The sequence below is a fragment of the Solibacillus sp. FSL K6-1523 genome (assembly GCF_038005225.1).
Classification (GTDB): Bacteria; Bacillota; Bacilli; order Bacillales_A; family Planococcaceae; genus Solibacillus.
The window spans coordinates 996346-1014868 of the sequence record NZ_JBBOSU010000001.1 but is presented as its reverse complement, the minus strand read 5'-3'; the positions used below and the strand labels follow the sequence as shown (position 1 = coordinate 1014868).

At 39.8% G+C, this 18523-nt stretch carries 19 protein-coding genes; 1 reads left to right on the top strand and 18 read right to left on the bottom strand.

The annotated features are described in order from the left end of the window. Position 1: 1 nt before the first annotated feature. From rnc to MHI10_RS04580, 12 genes are all read right to left on the bottom strand, one after another. Positions 2-763: a ribonuclease III gene (gene rnc / locus MHI10_RS04635; protein WP_340783396.1), complete on the bottom strand. Its 762-nt coding sequence runs from the start codon at positions 761-763 to the stop codon at positions 2-4. Between the two features lie 246 nt (positions 764-1009). Then, entirely contained in the window at positions 1010-1246 is a 237-nt protein-coding gene (locus MHI10_RS04630) for an acyl carrier protein (RefSeq protein ID WP_057987098.1), read from the bottom strand. 42 nt (positions 1247-1288) lie between these two features. Beyond that, entirely contained in the window at positions 1289-2035 is a 747-nt protein-coding gene (gene fabG / locus MHI10_RS04625; RefSeq protein ID WP_340783392.1) for a 3-oxoacyl-[acyl-carrier-protein] reductase, read from the bottom strand. Next, on the bottom strand, positions 2026-2979 hold the full coding sequence (fabD, locus tag MHI10_RS04620; RefSeq protein WP_340783390.1) for an ACP S-malonyltransferase: 954 nt from the start codon (positions 2977-2979) through the stop codon (positions 2026-2028). The genes fabG and fabD overlap by 10 nt, the downstream gene beginning before the upstream one ends. A 26-nt stretch (positions 2980-3005) precedes the next feature. Continuing rightward, entirely contained in the window at positions 3006-4001 is a 996-nt protein-coding gene (plsX, locus tag MHI10_RS04615; protein WP_340789140.1) for a phosphate acyltransferase PlsX, read from the bottom strand. Beyond that, positions 4001-4570, bottom strand: coding sequence for a transcription factor FapR (gene fapR / locus MHI10_RS04610; protein WP_340783388.1), 570 nt, complete (start codon positions 4568-4570; stop codon positions 4001-4003). Before fapR ends, plsX begins: the two co-directional genes overlap by 1 nt. 118 nt (positions 4571-4688) lie before the next feature. Beyond that, positions 4689-5111 (bottom strand): VOC family protein, encoded by a 423-nt coding sequence (locus MHI10_RS04605; RefSeq protein ID WP_340783387.1) that lies wholly within the window; start codon positions 5109-5111, stop codon positions 4689-4691. Between the two features lie 91 nt (positions 5112-5202). Next, on the bottom strand, positions 5203-7242 hold the full coding sequence (recG, locus tag MHI10_RS04600; protein WP_340783385.1) for an ATP-dependent DNA helicase RecG: 2040 nt from the start codon (positions 7240-7242) through the stop codon (positions 5203-5205). A gap of 140 nt (positions 7243-7382) precedes the next feature. Then, the gene (gene sdaAA / locus MHI10_RS04595; protein WP_340783382.1) at positions 7383-8303 is read right to left on the bottom strand and encodes an L-serine ammonia-lyase, iron-sulfur-dependent, subunit alpha; all 921 of its coding nucleotides are present in this window, start codon (positions 8301-8303) and stop codon (positions 7383-7385) included. A 13-nt stretch (positions 8304-8316) separates the two neighbouring features. Continuing rightward, complete coding sequence (gene sdaAB, locus MHI10_RS04590; RefSeq protein ID WP_340783380.1) at positions 8317-8979, bottom strand: L-serine ammonia-lyase, iron-sulfur-dependent subunit beta; 663 nt, start codon at positions 8977-8979, stop codon at positions 8317-8319. Between the two features lie 185 nt (positions 8980-9164). Continuing rightward, entirely contained in the window at positions 9165-10811 is a 1647-nt protein-coding gene (locus MHI10_RS04585; protein WP_340783377.1) for a DAK2 domain-containing protein, read from the bottom strand. An 18-nt stretch (positions 10812-10829) separates the two neighbouring features. Beyond that, the gene (locus MHI10_RS04580) at positions 10830-11192 is read right to left on the bottom strand and encodes an Asp23/Gls24 family envelope stress response protein (RefSeq protein ID WP_057985890.1); all 363 of its coding nucleotides are present in this window, start codon (positions 11190-11192) and stop codon (positions 10830-10832) included. 861 nt (positions 11193-12053) lie between these two features. On the opposite strand from MHI10_RS04580, the gene rpmB reads away from it, so the two are divergent. Next, positions 12054-12242: a 50S ribosomal protein L28 gene (rpmB, locus tag MHI10_RS04575; protein ID WP_004227417.1), complete on the top strand. Its 189-nt coding sequence runs from the start codon at positions 12054-12056 to the stop codon at positions 12240-12242. A 212-nt stretch (positions 12243-12454) separates the two neighbouring features. On the opposite strand, the gene MHI10_RS04570 is transcribed toward rpmB, so the two are convergent. From MHI10_RS04570 to rlmN, 6 genes are read right to left on the bottom strand one after another with little or no spacing between them, the layout of a single operon-like run. Beyond that, positions 12455-13084 carry a thiamine diphosphokinase gene (locus tag MHI10_RS04570; RefSeq protein WP_340783374.1) on the bottom strand — a complete coding sequence of 210 codons (630 nt, stop codon included), beginning with the start codon at positions 13082-13084 and terminating at the stop codon, positions 12455-12457. Continuing rightward, on the bottom strand, positions 13081-13746 hold the full coding sequence (gene rpe, locus MHI10_RS04565; RefSeq protein WP_340783372.1) for a ribulose-phosphate 3-epimerase: 666 nt from the start codon (positions 13744-13746) through the stop codon (positions 13081-13083). The genes MHI10_RS04570 and rpe overlap by 4 nt, the downstream gene beginning before the upstream one ends. 3 nt (positions 13747-13749) lie before the next feature. Further along, positions 13750-14631 carry a ribosome small subunit-dependent GTPase A gene (rsgA, locus tag MHI10_RS04560; RefSeq protein ID WP_340783370.1) on the bottom strand — a complete coding sequence of 294 codons (882 nt, stop codon included), beginning with the start codon at positions 14629-14631 and terminating at the stop codon, positions 13750-13752. Positions 14632-14642: 11 nt separating this feature from the next. Next, positions 14643-16616: a Stk1 family PASTA domain-containing Ser/Thr kinase gene (pknB, locus tag MHI10_RS04555; RefSeq protein WP_340783367.1), complete on the bottom strand. Its 1974-nt coding sequence runs from the start codon at positions 16614-16616 to the stop codon at positions 14643-14645. Positions 16617-16618: 2 nt separating this feature from the next. Further along, the gene (locus MHI10_RS04550; protein ID WP_340783365.1) at positions 16619-17365 is read right to left on the bottom strand and encodes a Stp1/IreP family PP2C-type Ser/Thr phosphatase; all 747 of its coding nucleotides are present in this window, start codon (positions 17363-17365) and stop codon (positions 16619-16621) included. Positions 17366-17374: 9 nt separating this feature from the next. Continuing rightward, the gene (rlmN, locus tag MHI10_RS04545; protein ID WP_340783364.1) at positions 17375-18523 is read right to left on the bottom strand and encodes a 23S rRNA (adenine(2503)-C(2))-methyltransferase RlmN; all 1149 of its coding nucleotides are present in this window, start codon (positions 18521-18523) and stop codon (positions 17375-17377) included.

Sequence of the window (18523 nt, the reverse complement as noted above, 5' to 3'; positions counted from 1 at the left end):
GTTATTCCCCCTCTTGCTTTGACTGCTTTAGCATTTGCATGGCACTTTGCGCGGCCTGCTGCTCAGCCTCTTTCTTGGACTTCCCTTTTCCAACGCCCAGCTCTTGGTCATTTAATAACACGCGCGATATGAATGTTCGATTATGTGCTGGACCTTTTTCATCCACAATTTCATAGTGTAGTAAACCATTATTCGTTTGTTGGATAATTTCTTGTAATTGACTTTTAAAATCCATCACATGCGAAAAAGCACCGATTTCTACTTTAGGGTAGATGATTCGCTCTAAAAATTCGACAACTACCGTTAAGCCTTGATCTAAATAAAGGGCACCAACGAATGATTCAAAAACATCGGCTAATAACGCTGGACGTTCACGACCTCCCGTTAACTCTTCCCCTTTACCTAAAAGGACAAAATGCCCGAAATTTAATTCATTGGCAAAAATGACTAATGACGGCTCACATACAATCGATGCGCGTAGCTTTGTCAATTCACCTTCACTCATATGCGGGAATTTTTCAAATAAATATTTCGACACAGATAACTCTAAAACCGCGTCTCCTAAAAACTCTAAACGTTCGTTGTCAGTAAATAATTTTCGGCGATGCTCATTCACATAAGATGAATGTGTAAAGGCTTGGTGTAATAAAGATGTGTTCTGGAAATGGATATTCAGTTCCTCTTGTAAAACTTGAAATTGATTTCTTACTTTTTCAGGGAGTACACCTGCTTTTAGACTATTCCCTTTTCTTCTTTGCATCATAGACTATTCTGCCTTCCTTCTAGTTTCTATCGTTTAGTTTACCTTGTTCCATAGCAATGTGCAAAGGTATTCAGTCAAAAAATTGACGATCTATTACGCTTCGGCATAATTGCGTCCACATTTTACATTTTACAACCTATTTGCATGTATTTGATATGTATTATCTTGGAATCTTGCCCTTTTTGACCACCAAAAAGAGGCATCTACCACAAAAGTAAATTTGCGATAGTATGCCTCTATATGGAATTAGCTAATTTTTTTCTCAATGTAAGAAATTGCATCACCAACTGTAGCAATTTTCTCTGCATCTTCATCAGAAATTTCCATATCGAACTCATCTTCAAGTTCCATTACAAGTTCAACAACATCTAATGAATCTGCACCTAAGTCATCACGGAATGATGCTTCAGCTTTTACTTCACTTTCATCAACGCCTAAGCGGTCAATGATTACTTTTGAAACACGTTCAATTACTGTAGACAAATCAGTCACCTCCCCTCAAAGATTGTGTAGGCAATACTATTTTTATACCATGACCATACCGCCATCAATATGTAACGTTTGTCCGGTAATATAGTTCGCATTATTTGAAGCAAAAAACGCCACTGCTTTTGCGATATCTTCAGGTTGTCCTAATTTTGCTAATGGGATTTGCTTGAGCATCGCATCTTTTAAATCCGCTGGCAGCTCATCTGTCATTTCTGTTGTAATAAAGCCTGGAGCAATCGCATTGACTAAAATATTGCGACTCGCTAATTCTTGTGCCGTTGTTTTTGTTAATCCAATAACACCTGCTTTTGCCGCTACATAGTTTGCCTGACCTGGATTACCTGCAACACCTACAATGGATGAAATATTAATAATGCGACCTGCACGTTGTTTCATCATTTGACGCGTTACTGCTTTCGTACATAAAAAGACACCTTTTAAATTGGTATTGATGACATCATCCCACTCGTCATCCTTCATACGCATTAATAAATTATCACGCGTAATGCCTGCGTTGTTAACTAATATATCAATGGAGCCAAATGTGTCCATTGCTGTTTTCATTAATTGTTGAACAGATTCTGTATCCGCAACATTCGCTTGAACGGCAATTGCTTGACCACCAAGTGCTTGAATTTCCTCTACAACTTGTTGAGCTCGTTGTTCACTACCACTATAGTTTACAACAATTTGAGCTCCTTGACCCGCTAGTTCTAGTGCAATTGCACGTCCAATACCGCGTGAGGCACCTGTTACAACCGCACATTTCCCCGTTAAACCCATTGTGTCCACTCCTTTGATGCTTCAACAACTTGCGCTAAGCTCTCTTCGTCATAGACACAATATGTTTGCACACTTCGATCGATTTTTTTCACTAAACCAGATAATACCTTACCTGGACCACATTCGATGAATACCGTCACGCCTTCTGCAATAAGCTTTTCAATATTCTTTTCCCATTGTACAGAATTCGTTACTTGATCAATCATTTCGCGCTTAACCTGTTCTACATTTGTTAAAATTTGTGATGTCACATTACTGACAACCGGAATTTGTGGTTCGTTTAATGAAAGCTCCCCTACAACCGTCGCCAACTTATCCGCTGCAAGTTGCATTAATGATGAATGGAATGGACCACTCACAACTAATGGTAGCGCTCGTTTGGCACCCGCTTCTTTCGCTTTCACACATGCCAAATCGACACCTTGTTTCGTCCCTGAAATCACAATTTGACCAGGACAGTTGAAGTTCGCTACTTGCACAACTTCTCCTGCATCAGACACTTCCTTGCAAACAGCTGCTAACGTTTCACCATCTAACGCTAAAATCGCAGCCATTGCGCCTTGTCCAGCAGGTACCGCCTCATCCATAAATACACCCCGTCTATGAACTGTCGTTACCGCGTCTTCAAACGTTAATACGTTCGAGACAACTAACGCACTATACTCCCCTAGTGAATGCCCCGCTGTAAAATCCGGTGTAATCCCTGCATCTTGTAATTGCCCCGCAATCATTACACCTGTTGTTAATAAAGCAGGCTGAGCATGATACGTTAATGTCAGTTTTTCTTGTGGACCATTTAACATATAGTCCGTTAATGCAAAACCTAACACTTCATCTGCACGCTCATAAAATCCCTTACTTTTTTCATTGTTAGCAACAAAGCTCGCTCCCATCCCTACTGTTTGCGAACCTTGCCCTGGAAAAATAAAAGCAATTTTTGTCATTATAAGTTCCCCTTTGTGAATAGCTCTTACTCTGTTTTCGGCATTTGTGCAATCGTTTCTGCTATCGTTTCACATACATTATGTTCTACCATAATTCGTGCTTGACGAATCGCACTATAAATTGCCTTTGGATTAGATGATCCGTGCGCTTTAATGACCGGTGACTTTAGGCCAAATAATGCTGCACCACCATACTCGGTATAATCCATTTTATCTTTTAATTGTTTTAAGTCATTTTTAACTAATACGGCCGCTAGTTTTGATTTTGTAGAAGACATAAACGAATCTTTCAACATTTTGAAAATCGTTCCTGCTGTCCCTTCAATACTTTTAAGCACCATATTTCCTGTAAAGCCATCCGTTACAACAACATCCGCTACCCCATTTAATAATTCACGTGCTTCTACATTGCCTTCAAAATTAAAATCGGCTTCGTTTAGCAGTGTATACGCGGATTTTGTTAAATCATTACCCTTTTTTTCCTCTGTACCAATATTTAATAACCCAATGCGTGGCGATTGCACTGCACGTACTTTTTTTACATAAATATCGCCCATAATTGCATATTGCAATAAATTTTCTGGCTTCGCTTCTGCATTCGCTCCTAAATCAAGCATTAAAAAGCCATCGCCGTTTATCGTTGGTAATGTTGTGGCAAGTGCTGGACGCGCAACCCCATCAATACGACCTACTTTAAATAATCCGCCTGCCATTAAAGCCCCTGTATTACCCGCAGATAAACATGCATCTGCACGACCTTCTGCCACCGCCTCTAGCATACGCGTCATCGACGAATCCTTTTTGCGACGTACCGCTCGTGCCGGGGCATCCTCCGCTTCAACAACTTCTGTGCAATGAATTACTTGTAAGCGTTCATGTTGCTTTATAAATGGCGCCATCTTTTGCTCATCACCGTACAGTTGGATTTCAACATTCGGGAAATCCGCAAGTGCTAAAAGGACACCTTCGACAATTGCTTGTGGGGCATTATCTCCACCCATACCATCTACTGCTAATTTCATCATTTCTCTTCACCTTTCGTGCGGTACATTTCAAATTCACCTTTGAATACAACTTCATTTTCAACGGTAGAAGTTACTTCAATAAATGTACGATTTTTTTCAGGATGCTTTCCCGTAACAATCGCCTTTGTGATAACACGATCTCCTGCGCGAACAGGTTTCACAAAAGCCACATTGGATTTTGCCGTTAATGCAAGCTCATCATCAATGACCGCAACTGCAAGCGAATTGGCCTGTGCAAATAAATGATGCCCGCGGGCGATTCCATTACGTTGAAAAACATGTTCTGAGCTTACATCAAAAATCGATAATGCACGATTATCTAACTCTATGTCAATTATTTCACCGATTACTTCATCGAGTGGTAGTGACTTTACTTCATCATATTTTTTGGCTGCTACATCTTTAATACGCTCGCGCAATTCTGGTATTGCCAGCTCCATACGGTCTAATCGAATGGTTTGAACACTTACACTAAATTCAGCCGCGAGTTGTTCATCTGTGACGAATGGATTATCGGTAATTTTTTCTGTCAATAACGACTGACGCTCTTTTTTGGAACGCTTCATACGCAATTATTACCTGCCTTCAATTTTCTATTTGATTAGTATTAGCACTTGGTACTAATACCAATATACATGGATAAAAAAAAGAACGCAACAGTTTTTTTGTTACGTTCCACCAAATCTATTCTAATTCATAGCTTAATTGCCACGCGATTCCGAACTTATCCGTTACTTGTCCATAGCATTTACTCCAAAATGTTTCTTGCAATGGCATCGTTACATTTCCTCCATCAGCAAATAATTCAAAAATCGTTCGTATTATTTGCTCATTGTCCGACGTATAGGCAAGTGTGATATTGTCACCTTTCGTTATTTGAGGAGAACCTGGGAATGTATCTGAAAACATCATTTTACTATTTTCTAATTCGATAAACGCATGCATCACTAAATGTTTTGCCTCTTCTGGTACAGGATGCTCTGGATTTGGCGGCATTTCACCAAACGTTGAAACAACGACATTCTTTGCATTGAATGCTTTTGCATACAATTGTACAGCTTCTTTTGTTTCACCATTAAACACTAAATAAGGAGTCATTTTCGACATATTTTTTGCACCTCTTCATTTATTATAAAGACCTTTAATTTATGAGTTGTTCACGTTTAATTTTACCGCAAAATCTCATTTTTAAACATCCTTAATCGATTCGTTCTCCTTCAAGAATACCTGAATCGGCTAATTTTGCTCTTAACACTTCATATTCTGGTTGCTGCCAAAAATCTTCATCATACAGCATCCGAGCCGCATCCTGTCTCGCCGTTTCAAGCGCACGATAATCATGAACGAGATCCGCCAATTTAAATTCGGGTAGGCCACTTTGTCTTTTTCCGAAAAAATCACCTGAACCACGTAATTCCAAGTCCTTTTCAGCTAGTCGGAAACCGTCGTTCGTCTCGGTCATGGACGTCATCCGCTCTTTTCCTTCATCGGTTTTTGGATCTGCTATTAACACACAATACGATTGATGCTCACCACGCCCTACACGCCCCCGAAGTTGATGCAGCTGTGCAAGTCCAAAACGTTCCGCATCATAAATCGTCATAAATGTCGCATTTGGCACGTTCACTCCAACTTCGACAACTGTTGTCGAAACGAGCACATGAATCGATCCGTCACTAAACGCCCGCATGACCGCATCTTTCTCATCCGAATGTAGTTTCCCATGCATTAAACCCACTTTAAAACGCGACCCAAAATAGGCTTGCAAATGTTCATATGCTTCTACTGCATTTTGTACATCCAGCTTGTCAGATTCCTCGATTAGCGGCGTAATGACATACGCTTGTCGTCCCGCTTCCAATTCCTGTGCCATGCGCATTAATACGCTATTCATTTGCTCTTTTTTCATCCAGTGCGTCTCTATTTCTTTTCGACCAGCTGGCAACTCATCAATAATCGAAACATCCATCTCTCCAAACGCTGTAATCGCAAGTGTTCGAGGGATTGGTGTTGCCGTCATAAATAACACATCTGGATTTTCACCCTTTTCACGTAAAACCCGCCGTTGCTCGACGCCAAAGCGGTGCTGCTCATCCGTAATAACAAAGCCTAATTTATGAAAAACAACATCTGGTTGAATTAATGCATGTGTACCGATCAAAATATCAATTTCTCCATTTGCCAATTGCGCTAATAATTCACGGCGCGCTTTTGCTTTTGTCGAGCCTGAAAGCAAAGCAATCTTTACACCGATTGGATCAAACCAAGTATGTAAGTTTTCGGCATGTTGCTCAGCTAAAATTTCAGTTGGTGCCATCAGTGCTCCTTGAAAGCCCGCTGTGACAGCTGCATACAATCCAAGCGCCGCAACAACCGTTTTCCCCGAACCTACATCCCCTTGCAATAGCCGATTCATGCGCTGTGGTTGCTTTAAATCTTTACAAATTTCATTAACGACACGCTTCTGTGCACCCGTTAGTTCATACGGCAATGTCTCAATAAACTCTTTTAACTTGGGCAAATCATAATGAATTACAATTCCTTTTTCGTTTTCCTTATTCACTTTTCGTAACGCTTGAATGCGCAACTGAAATTCTAGCAATTCCTCATACACAAAGCGACGGCGAGCTTGTTTGGAATGTTGTGCATCTGTCGGAAAGTGAATTCCTTCCAACGCCTCTTGAAGACCCACCAATTGGTAATCCTCTCGCAATTTTGACGGTAATGATTCAGGAAGTTCAGCTGCCGCAACATCCAGCGCTTGCCGCATATATTTACGGAAACGTTTTTGTTGAATATTCCCTTTTAAACTATACACTGGCTCAAAATCGACTTGCTCTGTTTTAGGTCCAAAAGATACCGAGGAGCCAACGATCACTTGACGCCCCCGATCCCATTTACCAGTAATCGTAACAACCATCCCTGGCGCTAATTTTTGACGCAAATAATTTTGATTGAAAAATACGACCTTCACTAAATGCCTACCTGCAAGGGCCGTAAATTGTAAACGCGACTTGTTTTTTCCTAAAAATAACGCGGTTGGGACACTTTCCACGCGCGCCTCAATCGTGACACGCTCATTATGAGGCGTCTCCACTAAATCTTTTAAACGAAAATCTTCATGTCGGTATGGAAACATCCATATTAAATCAGCTATCGTATGAATACCAAGATTCTCTAAATTTTCAGCCGTTTCCTTGCCGACTCCTTTTAATTTCGACACGGGTTCATGTATCAATTTCCGACACCTCCTTTACGCACCATCTATTGTAATAGCATAGCACAAAATAAGCGCACACGTTCGTATATTTTTCTCCCAATCAGAATTAATGGCAAAGAAAAAACACGTATTCAATCACACGTGTTTTTAACCTTCATTTAATTACTTGCCGTGCGTGATTTCAATAAACTCTTCAAGTCGCCACCATCAAAAATGGCATGCGTAATCGCTTTACCTGTAGGTGTTGCCGCAAGTCCACCACGAGCTGTTTCTTTTAAATTCGGACTCATCGACTGTCCGATACGATACATTGCACCGATCACTTCATCACATGGAATACGACTCGTCACACCTGCAAGTGCCATATCCGCCGCAACGAGCGAATTGGACGCACCCATTGCATTACGTTTTACACAAGGAACTTCAACAAGTCCCGCAACCGGATCACATACGAGACCGAGCATATTTTTTAATGTAATCGCAAAGCCTTCTGCACATTGCTGCGGTGTACCTCCAGCCATTTCAACAATTGCTGCTGCCGCCATTGCCGAAGCACTTCCTACTTCCGCCTGACAGCCACCTTCTGCACCCGAAATCGACGCATTATTTGCAACGACAAAGCCAAATGCACCCGACGTAAATAAATAACGGACCATTTGCTCGCGCGTTGGATTTAATTTGTTTTTCACTGCAAATAATGTACCCGGTACAACGCCCGCCGAACCAGCAGTTGGTGTCGCACAAATTGTCCCCATCGCTGCATTCACTTCATTCGTTGCGACCGCTTTACTTACAGCATCTAATAATAAATCGCCCGCTAATGATTTGCCACTTGCGATGTAATTTTGAATTAATACCGCATCGCCACCCGTTAATCCTGTCACAGATTGAACACCGCGTAAACCGCGCTCTACCGCTTCTTCCATCACAACTAAATTGCGATCCATTTGCGCAAATATCTCTTCTCGAGTACGTCCGCTTATTAACATTTCTTGCTCAATCATAAGTTCAGAAATGAGCTTCCCTTCTTTTTCTGCACGTTCTACTAAATCACGTACATTATGGAATAATACATCCACTTTCGCTCACCCCTTAGTTGTTAATTTTCGACACTTTCGTAATATGTGGAATATATGAAATTTGATCGATAATTCGTTTATCTATATTTTGATCTACTTCAATGACCATTAATGCCGTTAAACCACGTTCAATGCGCGATACTTCCATGTGCCCAATATTGACACTATGCATCGCTAAGCAGTTCGCAACGTTGGCGATGCAGCCTGCACGATCATCATGCACAACTAAAATGGCTGGCATCCCACCTGTTAAACGTAATTTAAAGCCATTTACTTCACTAATTTCAATTTTTCCCCCACCAATTGAAATACCTTCAACGCTCATTTCATTATCGTCATCACCCATAACAAGTCGGGCTGTATTTGGATGCTCTTTATTAGCTGTCTCAGGAATAAATTCAAATGTTAAATTGGCAGCCTTTGCCTCTTGGAAAGCTGTTTTAATTCTCTCATCATCTGTATCATAATCTAATAAACCGCCAATTAGGGCTACGTCTGTCCCATGGCCGCGATATGTTTCAGCAAAAGATCCATATAAATAAATCTTTACCCATTTCGGTTGACGTCCAAATAAATCCCTTGCGACACGCCCAATACGAGCAGCCCCTGCTGTATGTGAAGAAGAGGGGCCAATCATAACGGGACCAATAATATCAAAAACCGATGTAAATTTCATCGCTTAACCCCCTATATATCATGTAACACATTACTACTATTGTACCTATTTCCGCTACAATAAACAAACTTCCTGTTTACCTACCTAGCATTCAAATTAAAATTCGACTCGCATTTACTAGATGCGAGTCGAACATTTGAAAAAACGAAAGCAGTGCATAAAAAGCATGCACTGCCTCAATTTTATTATTCGACTGAAAGAATAAATGGATAAAGTGATTGTTTCCCTTCAACAATTTCCACTTCTGCATCTTCATAATTTTCTTCGATGAAGCTTTGCAATTGTTCAGCCTGCTCAGCCGTTGCATCTTCACCAAAAATAATTGTTACGATTTCAGAATCTTCGTCCATTAAATTATCAAGTACTTGTTTCGCAGCGTCCATCATTTCAGATGTTGATAAAATGATTTTTCCTTCTGCTAAAGCCATATAGTCATCTTTACGAATTTCGACACCGTCAATCGACGTATCGCGAACCGCAAATGTTACTTGACCTGTTTTTACATGCGCAAATCCTTCTGTCATGTAATTTTTATTATTTGCAACAGATTCCTCTGGGTTGAATGCTAAAATTGCTGCCATCCCTTGTGGAATTGTTTTTGTCGGAACAACCGCTGCTTCGATTTCTAAAAGCTCCGCCGCTTGCTCTGCTGCCATAATAATATTTTTATTGTTCGGTAAAATAAGTACGCGTTCTGCACCAATTTCTTGAACAGCCTTCACAATGTCTTCCGTAGAAGGGTTCATCGTTTGACCGCCTTCAATGACATATGATGCACCAATCGAACGTAATAAATTCGCTACACCTTCACCCATTGCAATTGTTACGATTGCATATGGAATCTTTTGCTGTTGTGCTTTAGCTGGTGTTTTTGGCGCTTCATTTACAATCGCTGAATGTTGTTCACGCATATTATCTACTTTGATTTTAATTAAGCTACCATATTTTTGCCCTGCTTCAAGAACCGCACCTGGTGTTTCAGAGTGAATATGTACTTTTGCCACTTCATCATCTGAAATAACGAGCAATGAATCACCCATTGGATTTAGCTCTTGGCGGAATTGTTCCTCATCGAAAGGCTGTTTGCCCTCTTCAAGACGGACCATAATTTCCGTACAGTAACCAAATTCAATCGCAGAAGTATCCATGAAATCCTGTACGCGGTGATGTTCTGCATTAATCAAATCATCTAATGACGATTCATTTTTTGCTGGTAATGGCTCACCTTTCATCGATGCAAGGAAACCTTCATAGACGAAAAGCAACCCTTGTCCACCACTATCAACTACGCCAACTTCTTTTAAAACAGGCAATAAATCTGGTGTGCGATCAAGTGATGCACGCGCTTCTTCAATAAACGCTTCCATAACAGCAATGAGGTTGTCCTCTGTTTCAGCAACTTCAACACCTTTAGCTGCTGCTTCACGCGCAACTGTCAAAATTGTACCTTCAACTGGTTTCATAACCGCTTTATATGCCGTATCGACACCTGCTTGGAATGCATTCGCTAAGCCTTTTGCATCGATTTCTTCATTTTTTTCAATCGCCTTACCGAAACCACGGAATAATTGAGATAAAATAACGCCTGAATTTCCGCGCGCACCCATAAGTAAGCCCTTTGATAATGCTTGTGCTGTTTTACCAATATGAGCACTTGCATGTAATTTTGTTTCATCCGCACCAGATGTCATCGACAAATTCATATTTGTCCCCGTATCCCCGTCTGGTACAGGGAATACATTTAGTGAATCTACATAACCTGCATTTTGGTAAAGGTGATGTGCACCCATTTGAACCATTTCTGCAAATTTAATTCCGTCTAAGGACTTCATCCGATTCATTTCCTCCTCTTACACATTCGCAACACGAACGCCTTGAACAAAAATATTTACTGATTTAACGCTCATACCTAATGTTTTATTTACTGTATATTTTACTTTCGATTGAACTTGATATGCGATTTCAGAAATTTTCGTACCATAGCTTACGACGATATACATATCAATATGTAAGTCTTCACCCTCTTGGCGAATTAGTACACCTTTTGCAAAGTTCTCTTTACGCAAAATATCTGTTAATCCGTCACGAATTTGGTGTTTAGACGCCATTCCTACAATACCATAACACTCGATTGCCGCTCCACCAGCAATTTGTGCAATCACATCATTTGAAATATCAATATGGCCGAATTCGTTATTCAATTCTACTGACATAATAATGCCCCCTTGGCTCTATTTGACTAATCTCTATTGTACTACACAAAAGCACATTATAAAAGAAAACGTTCACTCCCGTCTAGTTGAATGTTATCATTTTTTCAAAATTCGACATTGGTTCGATTAAAACTTACTTTGCTGATTGCCATTATTATCGTCCAATTTGAGCCATACTATTTCTATTAATTTGTACTATACTCATTTTTTTATCTTTCTCCGACAGAAGACTCCATCTGATTCGTGTTACGGATAAAGCCCAACGATTCAGGTGGAGATGAATGTCGGTTGGCGTTAGCCGAAACGTTTGTTCTGTGTTAAAATAATCCTATACGTTGTTCCTTGATAACTGGATAGAGAGGGTTGTGACAAGAAAAGCTTTGTCACGTAAAATATCCAAGCACCAGTGCAAAACACGTAAAACCGTTGCTTAGGCACGGTCTAGTGGGTGCGTCAACCATCCTTGTGTACTTGACTTGTCGGGGCTTGTACAGCTCTTCTTAGGGTGGTGCAAGTGGTACATTAAGTGCCGACCAAAAACAGTGATTTGACAATCGTCACTCAGAGCGTCACTCGTCTCTCAGACGGAAAGACCTGAACTGGCGTTTTCAAGCCCCTACTGAATTGCTTTACCTCAGTGGGGGTTCGTTGATGTCTACTTTGAAATAATGGCTGAATTCAACACACCTTTTTCCGTCAATTTCTAAACTTTCCAACCGCGAATGGGTGTAAAGGTTTTTTTCTTGAAAGGTTGTGTAAAATGTCTTGCACTCAATCGGGAGGTGTGTTAAATTATTATGGTATGTGAAATATCGAACTGAAAGGTAGCTTTCAGATTCAGCTGTAAGGAGGAATTTTACAATGCCAAAACAATGCGTAATTACTGGCCGTAAAGCTCGTACAGGCAACAACCGTTCACACGCTATGAACGCTAACAAACGTACTTGGGGTGCTAACCTTCAAAAAGTTCGCATTTTAGTAGACGGTAAGCCTAAACGTGTATGGGTTTCTGCCCGTGCTTTAAAATCAGGTAAAATCGAGCGCGTTTAATCGCGTTCTGAGCATCAGCATTTGCTGATGCTCTTTTTTTCATACAAAAAAGCTGATTTAAGCTCACAATAAAGATGAACTTAAACCAGCCTTATTTAAATGAAAAGTCCTAATTCTTCTTGTCTCTCCTAAATAATCTAACGCAACCTCGTGCCATACCACTAATCCATCTCGGTAATTGAAAAGTATAAACTCTCAGTTTAGCTCCCCCTTTAATCTTTGCTTGTTATCATTAAACATATGCCTTCGCTGAAAGATATATACCCGTCTTGTACGATTTCATTGCTTGTGAAACGGGATGTTCCTTGTTCAATCACTTCATTTGTCGTTTCATACTTAACTCCACGTAACGTCACTTCTTTTACGGTTTGCCCATATGCAAAAAAGGATAGGAAAGGATAAGCCGATTTATGTAAAGGATGCTTCCCAGGCAATAAGAAACGCATTTCATTTTGACGGTTTATAATTTTAAATATAATTGTAGGGAATTGTTTTTGAAGCGTATAAATGGAACGTAATGCAGCCTCATAATGATCTAATCGACCACCCGTCACACCCGTAAGCCAAATTTGAGTCGGTTCATATTGCAATGCTCGCTGCAAAGCTAAATCCGTATCGGTCTCATTTTTTTCAGCTTGAAACGTCTCAACATGGTCGACAACTTCTGAAATTCGCGCAAATTCATGTGCTGTCACCGAATCAAAATCACCGACAATAGTATGTGGAATCAAACCTTGCTCAATTAAATGCAAAGCCCCACGATCCACACCAATCCATTTATCAGGCGTTAAAGAAAAGGCGACCTCATTTATAGGGCCGCCTGCACAAATCGCTACAATCACTTAATAGCGTCCAATCCTGCTTGTTTAATTTCTTGTAAAGCTTGCGCGCGATCTTCTTTTCCATAAATAGCTGAACCCGCTACGAAAATAGTAGCACCCGCTTTCGCACATGGAATAATTGTTTCCGCGTTAATTCCACCATCGATTTCAATCTCGATATTTAAACCACGCTCTTTAATTATTTCTGATAAGGCTGCCACTTTTGGTACGACTGAATGGATGAATTTTTGTCCACCAAAACCAGGGTTCACCGTCATAAATAACACCATATCAATATCCTCTAAAACATGTTGGATACTTTCGATTGGCGTATGCGGATTTAATACAACACCCGGTTTCACACCAAATGAACGAATCAACTGAATTGTACGGTGTAAGTGACGGCACGCCTCTACATGGACTGTAATATAATCGGCTCCAGCTTTCGCAAATTGCTCAATGTATTGGTCCGGATTTTCGATCATTAAATGAACGTCCATTGGTAATGTTGATAAAGGACGAATCGCTTCAAGCGCAATTGCACCAAATGAAATATTCGGGACAAAATGACCGTCCATTACGTCGATATGAATTAGCTCAGCACCTGCTGCTTCAACTTCTTTAACTTCTTCACCTAATTTTGCAAAATCTGCTGCTAAAATGGATGGTGCAATTTTAATCATAGTTTAGTACCTCGGCTTTCGATCAATAATTTCTTGTAAAAACTGTTGATAATGTTCATAACGGTAAGTACGAATTTCTCCAGATTCAACCGCTTCTTTCACTGCACATTTTGGCTCTTTTATATGTAAACAACCTCGGAATTTGCAGTTTTCACTAATACGTTGGAATTCTGGTAAACACGCTGATAGTTCTTCCTTTTCAATTGTATCAAAATCAAACGAGCTAAAGCCAGGTGTGTCGGCAAGCAAACCTTCACCAATATCAATTAACTCGACATGTCGTGTCGTATGCTTTCCTCGCCCTAAGCTTTTCGAAATATGCGCTGTTTTAAGTTCTAATGAAGGAATTAACGTATTTAATAATGTCGACTTACCGACACCTGATTGGCCTGCTAATACCGATGTTTTTCCCTTTAAATAATGACCTAACGTCGAGAGTAATGCAGGATCATCTTTAAACGTCAAAATGACTTCATAGCCCATTGCCTCATAATCCGCGACATATTGCCCAAGCGCTTGTTTTTCCTCATTATTCAATAAATCTAATTTTGTCAGCACAATAATCGGCTGAACATGGAAAGATTCTAAAACAACTAAAAAGCGATCTAATAAAATCGTATTAAAGTCAGGTTCTTTTGCTGAAAATACTAAAAGTGCTTGGTCAATATTCGCAATAGGTGGACGTACTAATTCATTTTTACGCGCATGAATTTTATCGACAGATCCATCCGATTCTCCGTCATAAGAATACTCTACAAAGTCTCCTACTAACGGGGATTCTCCGCGATTACGGAAAATCCCACGCGCACGACATTGAATCAAATTTCCATCTTGCTCTATATAATAAAAACCACTTAAAGCTTTTCGAATTTGGCCACGCGCCATCTAATCCCCCCTTAATTATTTGGAATATCTTTATACTCAATCGTTTGATTTTCAATAACGACATTATCGCGTCTAATTTGATAAGCGCCCTTTTCCCCTTCGACAATCGTTAATTCGATCAGATAAGAGGTCGGATCTGTAATTGTGATTGTGTCAAACGGATCTGCCAATGAATGGGTTTTGTCTTGTATATAAATAACAACCGTTTGTTCAATCGCTTGTTCGATCCCTTCCTCAAATACTGGCGGCTCAAATGGGATCGGAATTTGCTTTTTAAATACTTTTTCCGCCTTCGCTTCTGGTCCTTTCGAAACGACGACGTTCACCGTGTCGCCAGCTTTAAGCTTCGTCCCTTCAGAAGGTGTTTGGCTAATCACTTCGCCAGCTAGATATGTCGCATGGAATTCCCTTTTCGTAACATTTATTATAAAGCCCGAGCTTTTTTCATATGCTTTACGATTTGCTTCATTGTAACCGCGTAAATCAGCAAGAGCTACTGGCTCTAGACCTTTACTCACAGTCAACACAACGTCTGTATCTTTTGCGATAATTTCTTCATTTGCTCGTGGGGATTGACCAATAATCGTCCCCTCTAATTCGCGTGAATATTCTTCTTCAATCCTTACACTTCCGAAAATATCCTGTTTATCAAGCAATTCTTTCACTTGTTCGCCTGGTTTACCATTATAATCTTCCATCCGCATTGTTTCTTCACCGATGCTAACAACTAAATTAATTTCTGTCCCTTTTACATGCATTGAATTTGCTGATGGCGCCATTTCTATAACAGAGCCAGATTCAATTTCCTCCGAATTACGCTCTTCCTGTTCGCCAATAACGAAACCTTCACGCTCAAGTGTTTGAATTGCCTCCGAAATCGGCATATTTCGAACATCTGGTACCTCGATTTTATTCGGCGTTAATACAAAGGCTAACACGATGCCAATAATAGCGAGTGCCGCAAAGATACCTACAAAAATCGGCCATTTTTTCTTCTTTTTTTGTTGCGGAAGAATAGGTTCTACTTTTTGTGGTTCTATTTTAACAGTTGGCTCATTCGTTGCTGGAATTGACGGTTGCACTGGTGTTGGATCTTTAATGATTGGAATTAACTTTGTTGCATCATTATCAAGCGGCGTCATAAATTTTGGCTCATCTTTACGTTTCATAGATAAGCATGTATCTAAATCCGCTTCCATTTCTTCTGTAGATGCATAACGATGACGCATATCTTTTGACGTTGCTTTTAATACGATATTTTCAATACTTTGCGGTATCGATGCGTCAAATTCACGAACAGAAGGCGTTTCTGATTGCAAATGCTTTAATGCAATCGACACGGCAGATTCACCGGAAAACGGTAATTCCCCTGTTAATAATTCATACAATACAATGCCAAGCGCATAAATATCCGATTTCATCGAAGCAATACCACCACGCGCTTGCTCTGGCGATAAATAATGCACCGTTCCAATGACAGAATTCGTTTGTGTATACGATGTTGCACCTAAAGAAGTAGCTATTCCGAAATCTGTAATTTTCACATTGCCTTCTTCATCCATTAAAATATTTTGTGGCTTAATATCACGGTGAATGATGCCGTTTTCATGCGCTTGAGACATTGCGGATGTTAATTGCTTCATAATGTGCACGCTACGAGCTGGAGATAATGGTGAAAACTCTTGTATGTATTGCTTTAATGTTTTCCCTTTAATGTACTCCATTACAATGTAGTGCATGTCGCCATCTTCACCAACATCATAAATACTTACAATATTCGGATGTGTAAGACTTGTTGCAGACAATGCCTCGCGCTGAAAACGTCGATGCAATTCTTCTTCATTTGAAAAATCGTAGCGTAAAATTTTAATGGCTACATCGCGATTTAAAATAATATCATGCGCTAAATAAACATTGGACATACCTCCGCCGCCGATTAGTTGCAATATTTTATAGCGACTACTTATGTGCTTACCTACAAGCATTCCTACACCTCCTCCTGTGTTGTAATTAATACGAGGGAAATATTATCTTCTCCACCACTATCATTCGCTAACTGTATAAGTTTTCGCCCTTTTTCAGGAAGCTTAACAGGTAGCGTAATGATGGCAGCCATTTCAAATGTAGATAATTTATTGCTTAAGCCATCTGAACAAATGAGTAAATACCCTTCATCCTGTAAGTCAAGTTCGTAAAAATCGGGTTCAATATGCGATTCTGTGCCAAGCGCTTTCAAAATAAAATTACGCTGTGGATGATGTTGTGCTTCTTCCTCACTAATTTCCCCATTTTCCACTAAAATATTTACGTAAGAATGATCTCGTGTAATTAATTTCACTTCGTCATTTGTAAATAAGTACGTACGACTATCTCCAACATGGCTAATGATGCAATGACTTTGATCAATCAGTACAGCAATGAGCGTCGTCCCCATCCCTTTACAGCCTTCATTTGATAAAGAATATTGATAAATTTTATAATTAATATGGGAAACGGCATCTCGAAGCCATTCCTGTTGAGATTCGAACGTTGCAAATTGTTGTGCATCAATATTCAAAAATAAATGTTGCATTTCATTTATAGCCATTTCACTCGCTACATCACCTGCGTTATGTCCACCCATGCCATCTGCTAAAATCGCAAGCTTATAATGATCGGGGCGTTCAAAAAACGCCGCCCGATCTTCATTTATCGTTCGCTTTAATCCAATATCACTTTTCACTGTAAAGTTCATAAAGTCCACCTACTTTGTTTCTTCTGATCGTTCCTGCGCACGTAATTGGCCACAAGCCGCTGCAATATCTGAGCCTTGCTCACGACGAATCGTTACGTTAATGCCTTTTTCTTTTAATGTTTTTTCAAATGCAAAGATTTTACTACGTGATGTACGAATATAATCGCGTTCAGGCACGTAGTTAATTGGAATTAAGTTCACATGACATTTTATATTTTTAATTAATGCGGCAAGCTCTAATGCTACTTCTTCTGTATCATTTTGCCCTGACATTAAACCATATTCAAACGTTACACGACGTCCCGTTTTCTCGATGTAATATTGAACAGCTTCCATTAATGCTTCTAGCTTGTATGCACGTGCAATCGGCATTAATTTTTGACGCGCTTCTTGGTTTGGTGCATGCAATGAAACAGCAAAGTTAATTTGCATACCTTCATCCGCAAATTGATAAATTTTCGGCACAATACCAGAAGTCGAAACCGTAATATGACGCGCTCCGATGTTTAATCCTTTGTCATCATTCATGATTTTTAGGAAACTCATCATCGCATCATAGTTGTCAAATGGTTCACCAATTCCCATAATAACGATGCTTGAAACGCGCTCATTTGTTTCGTCCAGTTTTTGTTGTACTTTTACAACTTGCTCCACGATTTCACCTGCCATTAAGTGACGTTTTAGACCACCTAATGTTGAGGCACAGAATGTACAGCCAATGCGGCAACCTACTTGTGTTGTCACACAAATGGAATTTCCGTACTCATGGCGCATTAATACCGTTTCAATTGAGTAACCGTCTTGTAATTGGAATAAAAACTTGATTGTACCGTCTTTTGATTCTTGTTTAATAATTGTTGATAATGTCGTTAAACCAAATTGTTGTTCTAATTTTTCACGTAAACCTTTTGATAAATTAGACATTTCTTCATATGTTTTTACACGTTTTTCATAAAGCCATTCAAAAATTTGACCCGCTCTGAATGCCTTTTCACCATTTTCTACTAACCAATCTTTTAATTCATCTAGTCGTAATGAGTAAATCGAAGGCTTTAATTGTGGCTTTTCTTTTTTCTCACGACGTGCTGGTGTTTCTGCTGTTTCTTCTACCAAATCCTGAATACGTTCTTCAAATTGTTTTAATTGTTCTTGCTCCAT

What these genes read in the sequence shown, in the direction of transcription:
- MHI10_RS04580 (WP_057985890.1), bottom strand. Translation starts at nt 11,192, where the DNA reads ATGTCAGTAGAATTGAATAACGAATTCGGCCATATTGATATTTCAAAT.
- rlmN (WP_340783364.1), bottom strand. Translation starts at nt 18,523, where the DNA reads ATGGAGCAAGAACAATTAAAACAATTTGAAGAACGTATTCAGGATTTG.
- rpmB (WP_004227417.1), top strand. Translation starts at nt 12,054, where the DNA reads ATGCCAAAACAATGCGTAATTACTGGCCGTAAAGCTCGTACAGGCAAC.
- rsgA (WP_340783370.1), bottom strand. Translation starts at nt 14,631, where the DNA reads ATGGCGCGTGGCCAAATTCGAAAAGCTTTAAGTGGTTTTTATTATATA.
- MHI10_RS04585 (WP_340783377.1), bottom strand. Translation starts at nt 10,811, where the DNA reads ATGAAGTCCTTAGACGGAATTAAATTTGCAGAAATGGTTCAAATGGGT.
- plsX (WP_340789140.1), bottom strand. Translation starts at nt 4,001, where the DNA reads ATGAAATTAGCAGTAGATGGTATGGGTGGAGATAATGCCCCACAAGCA.
- sdaAB (WP_340783380.1), bottom strand. Translation starts at nt 8,979, where the DNA reads ATGAAATTTACATCGGTTTTTGATATTATTGGTCCCGTTATGATTGGC.
- rpe (WP_340783372.1), bottom strand. Translation starts at nt 13,746, where the DNA reads ATGATTAAAATTGCACCATCCATTTTAGCAGCAGATTTTGCAAAATTA.
- fabG (WP_340783392.1), bottom strand. Translation starts at nt 2,035, where the DNA reads ATGGGTTTAACGGGGAAATGTGCGGTTGTAACAGGTGCCTCACGCGGT.
- fabD (WP_340783390.1), bottom strand. Translation starts at nt 2,979, where the DNA reads ATGACAAAAATTGCTTTTATTTTTCCAGGGCAAGGTTCGCAAACAGTA.
- MHI10_RS04605 (WP_340783387.1), bottom strand. Translation starts at nt 5,111, where the DNA reads ATGTCGAAAATGACTCCTTATTTAGTGTTTAATGGTGAAACAAAAGAA.
- fapR (WP_340783388.1), bottom strand. Translation starts at nt 4,570, where the DNA reads ATGAAGCGTTCCAAAAAAGAGCGTCAGTCGTTATTGACAGAAAAAATT.
- rnc (WP_340783396.1), bottom strand. Translation starts at nt 763, where the DNA reads ATGATGCAAAGAAGAAAAGGGAATAGTCTAAAAGCAGGTGTACTCCCT.
- pknB (WP_340783367.1), bottom strand. Translation starts at nt 16,616, where the DNA reads ATGCTTGTAGGTAAGCACATAAGTAGTCGCTATAAAATATTGCAACTA.
- MHI10_RS04550 (WP_340783365.1), bottom strand. Translation starts at nt 17,365, where the DNA reads ATGAACTTTACAGTGAAAAGTGATATTGGATTAAAGCGAACGATAAAT.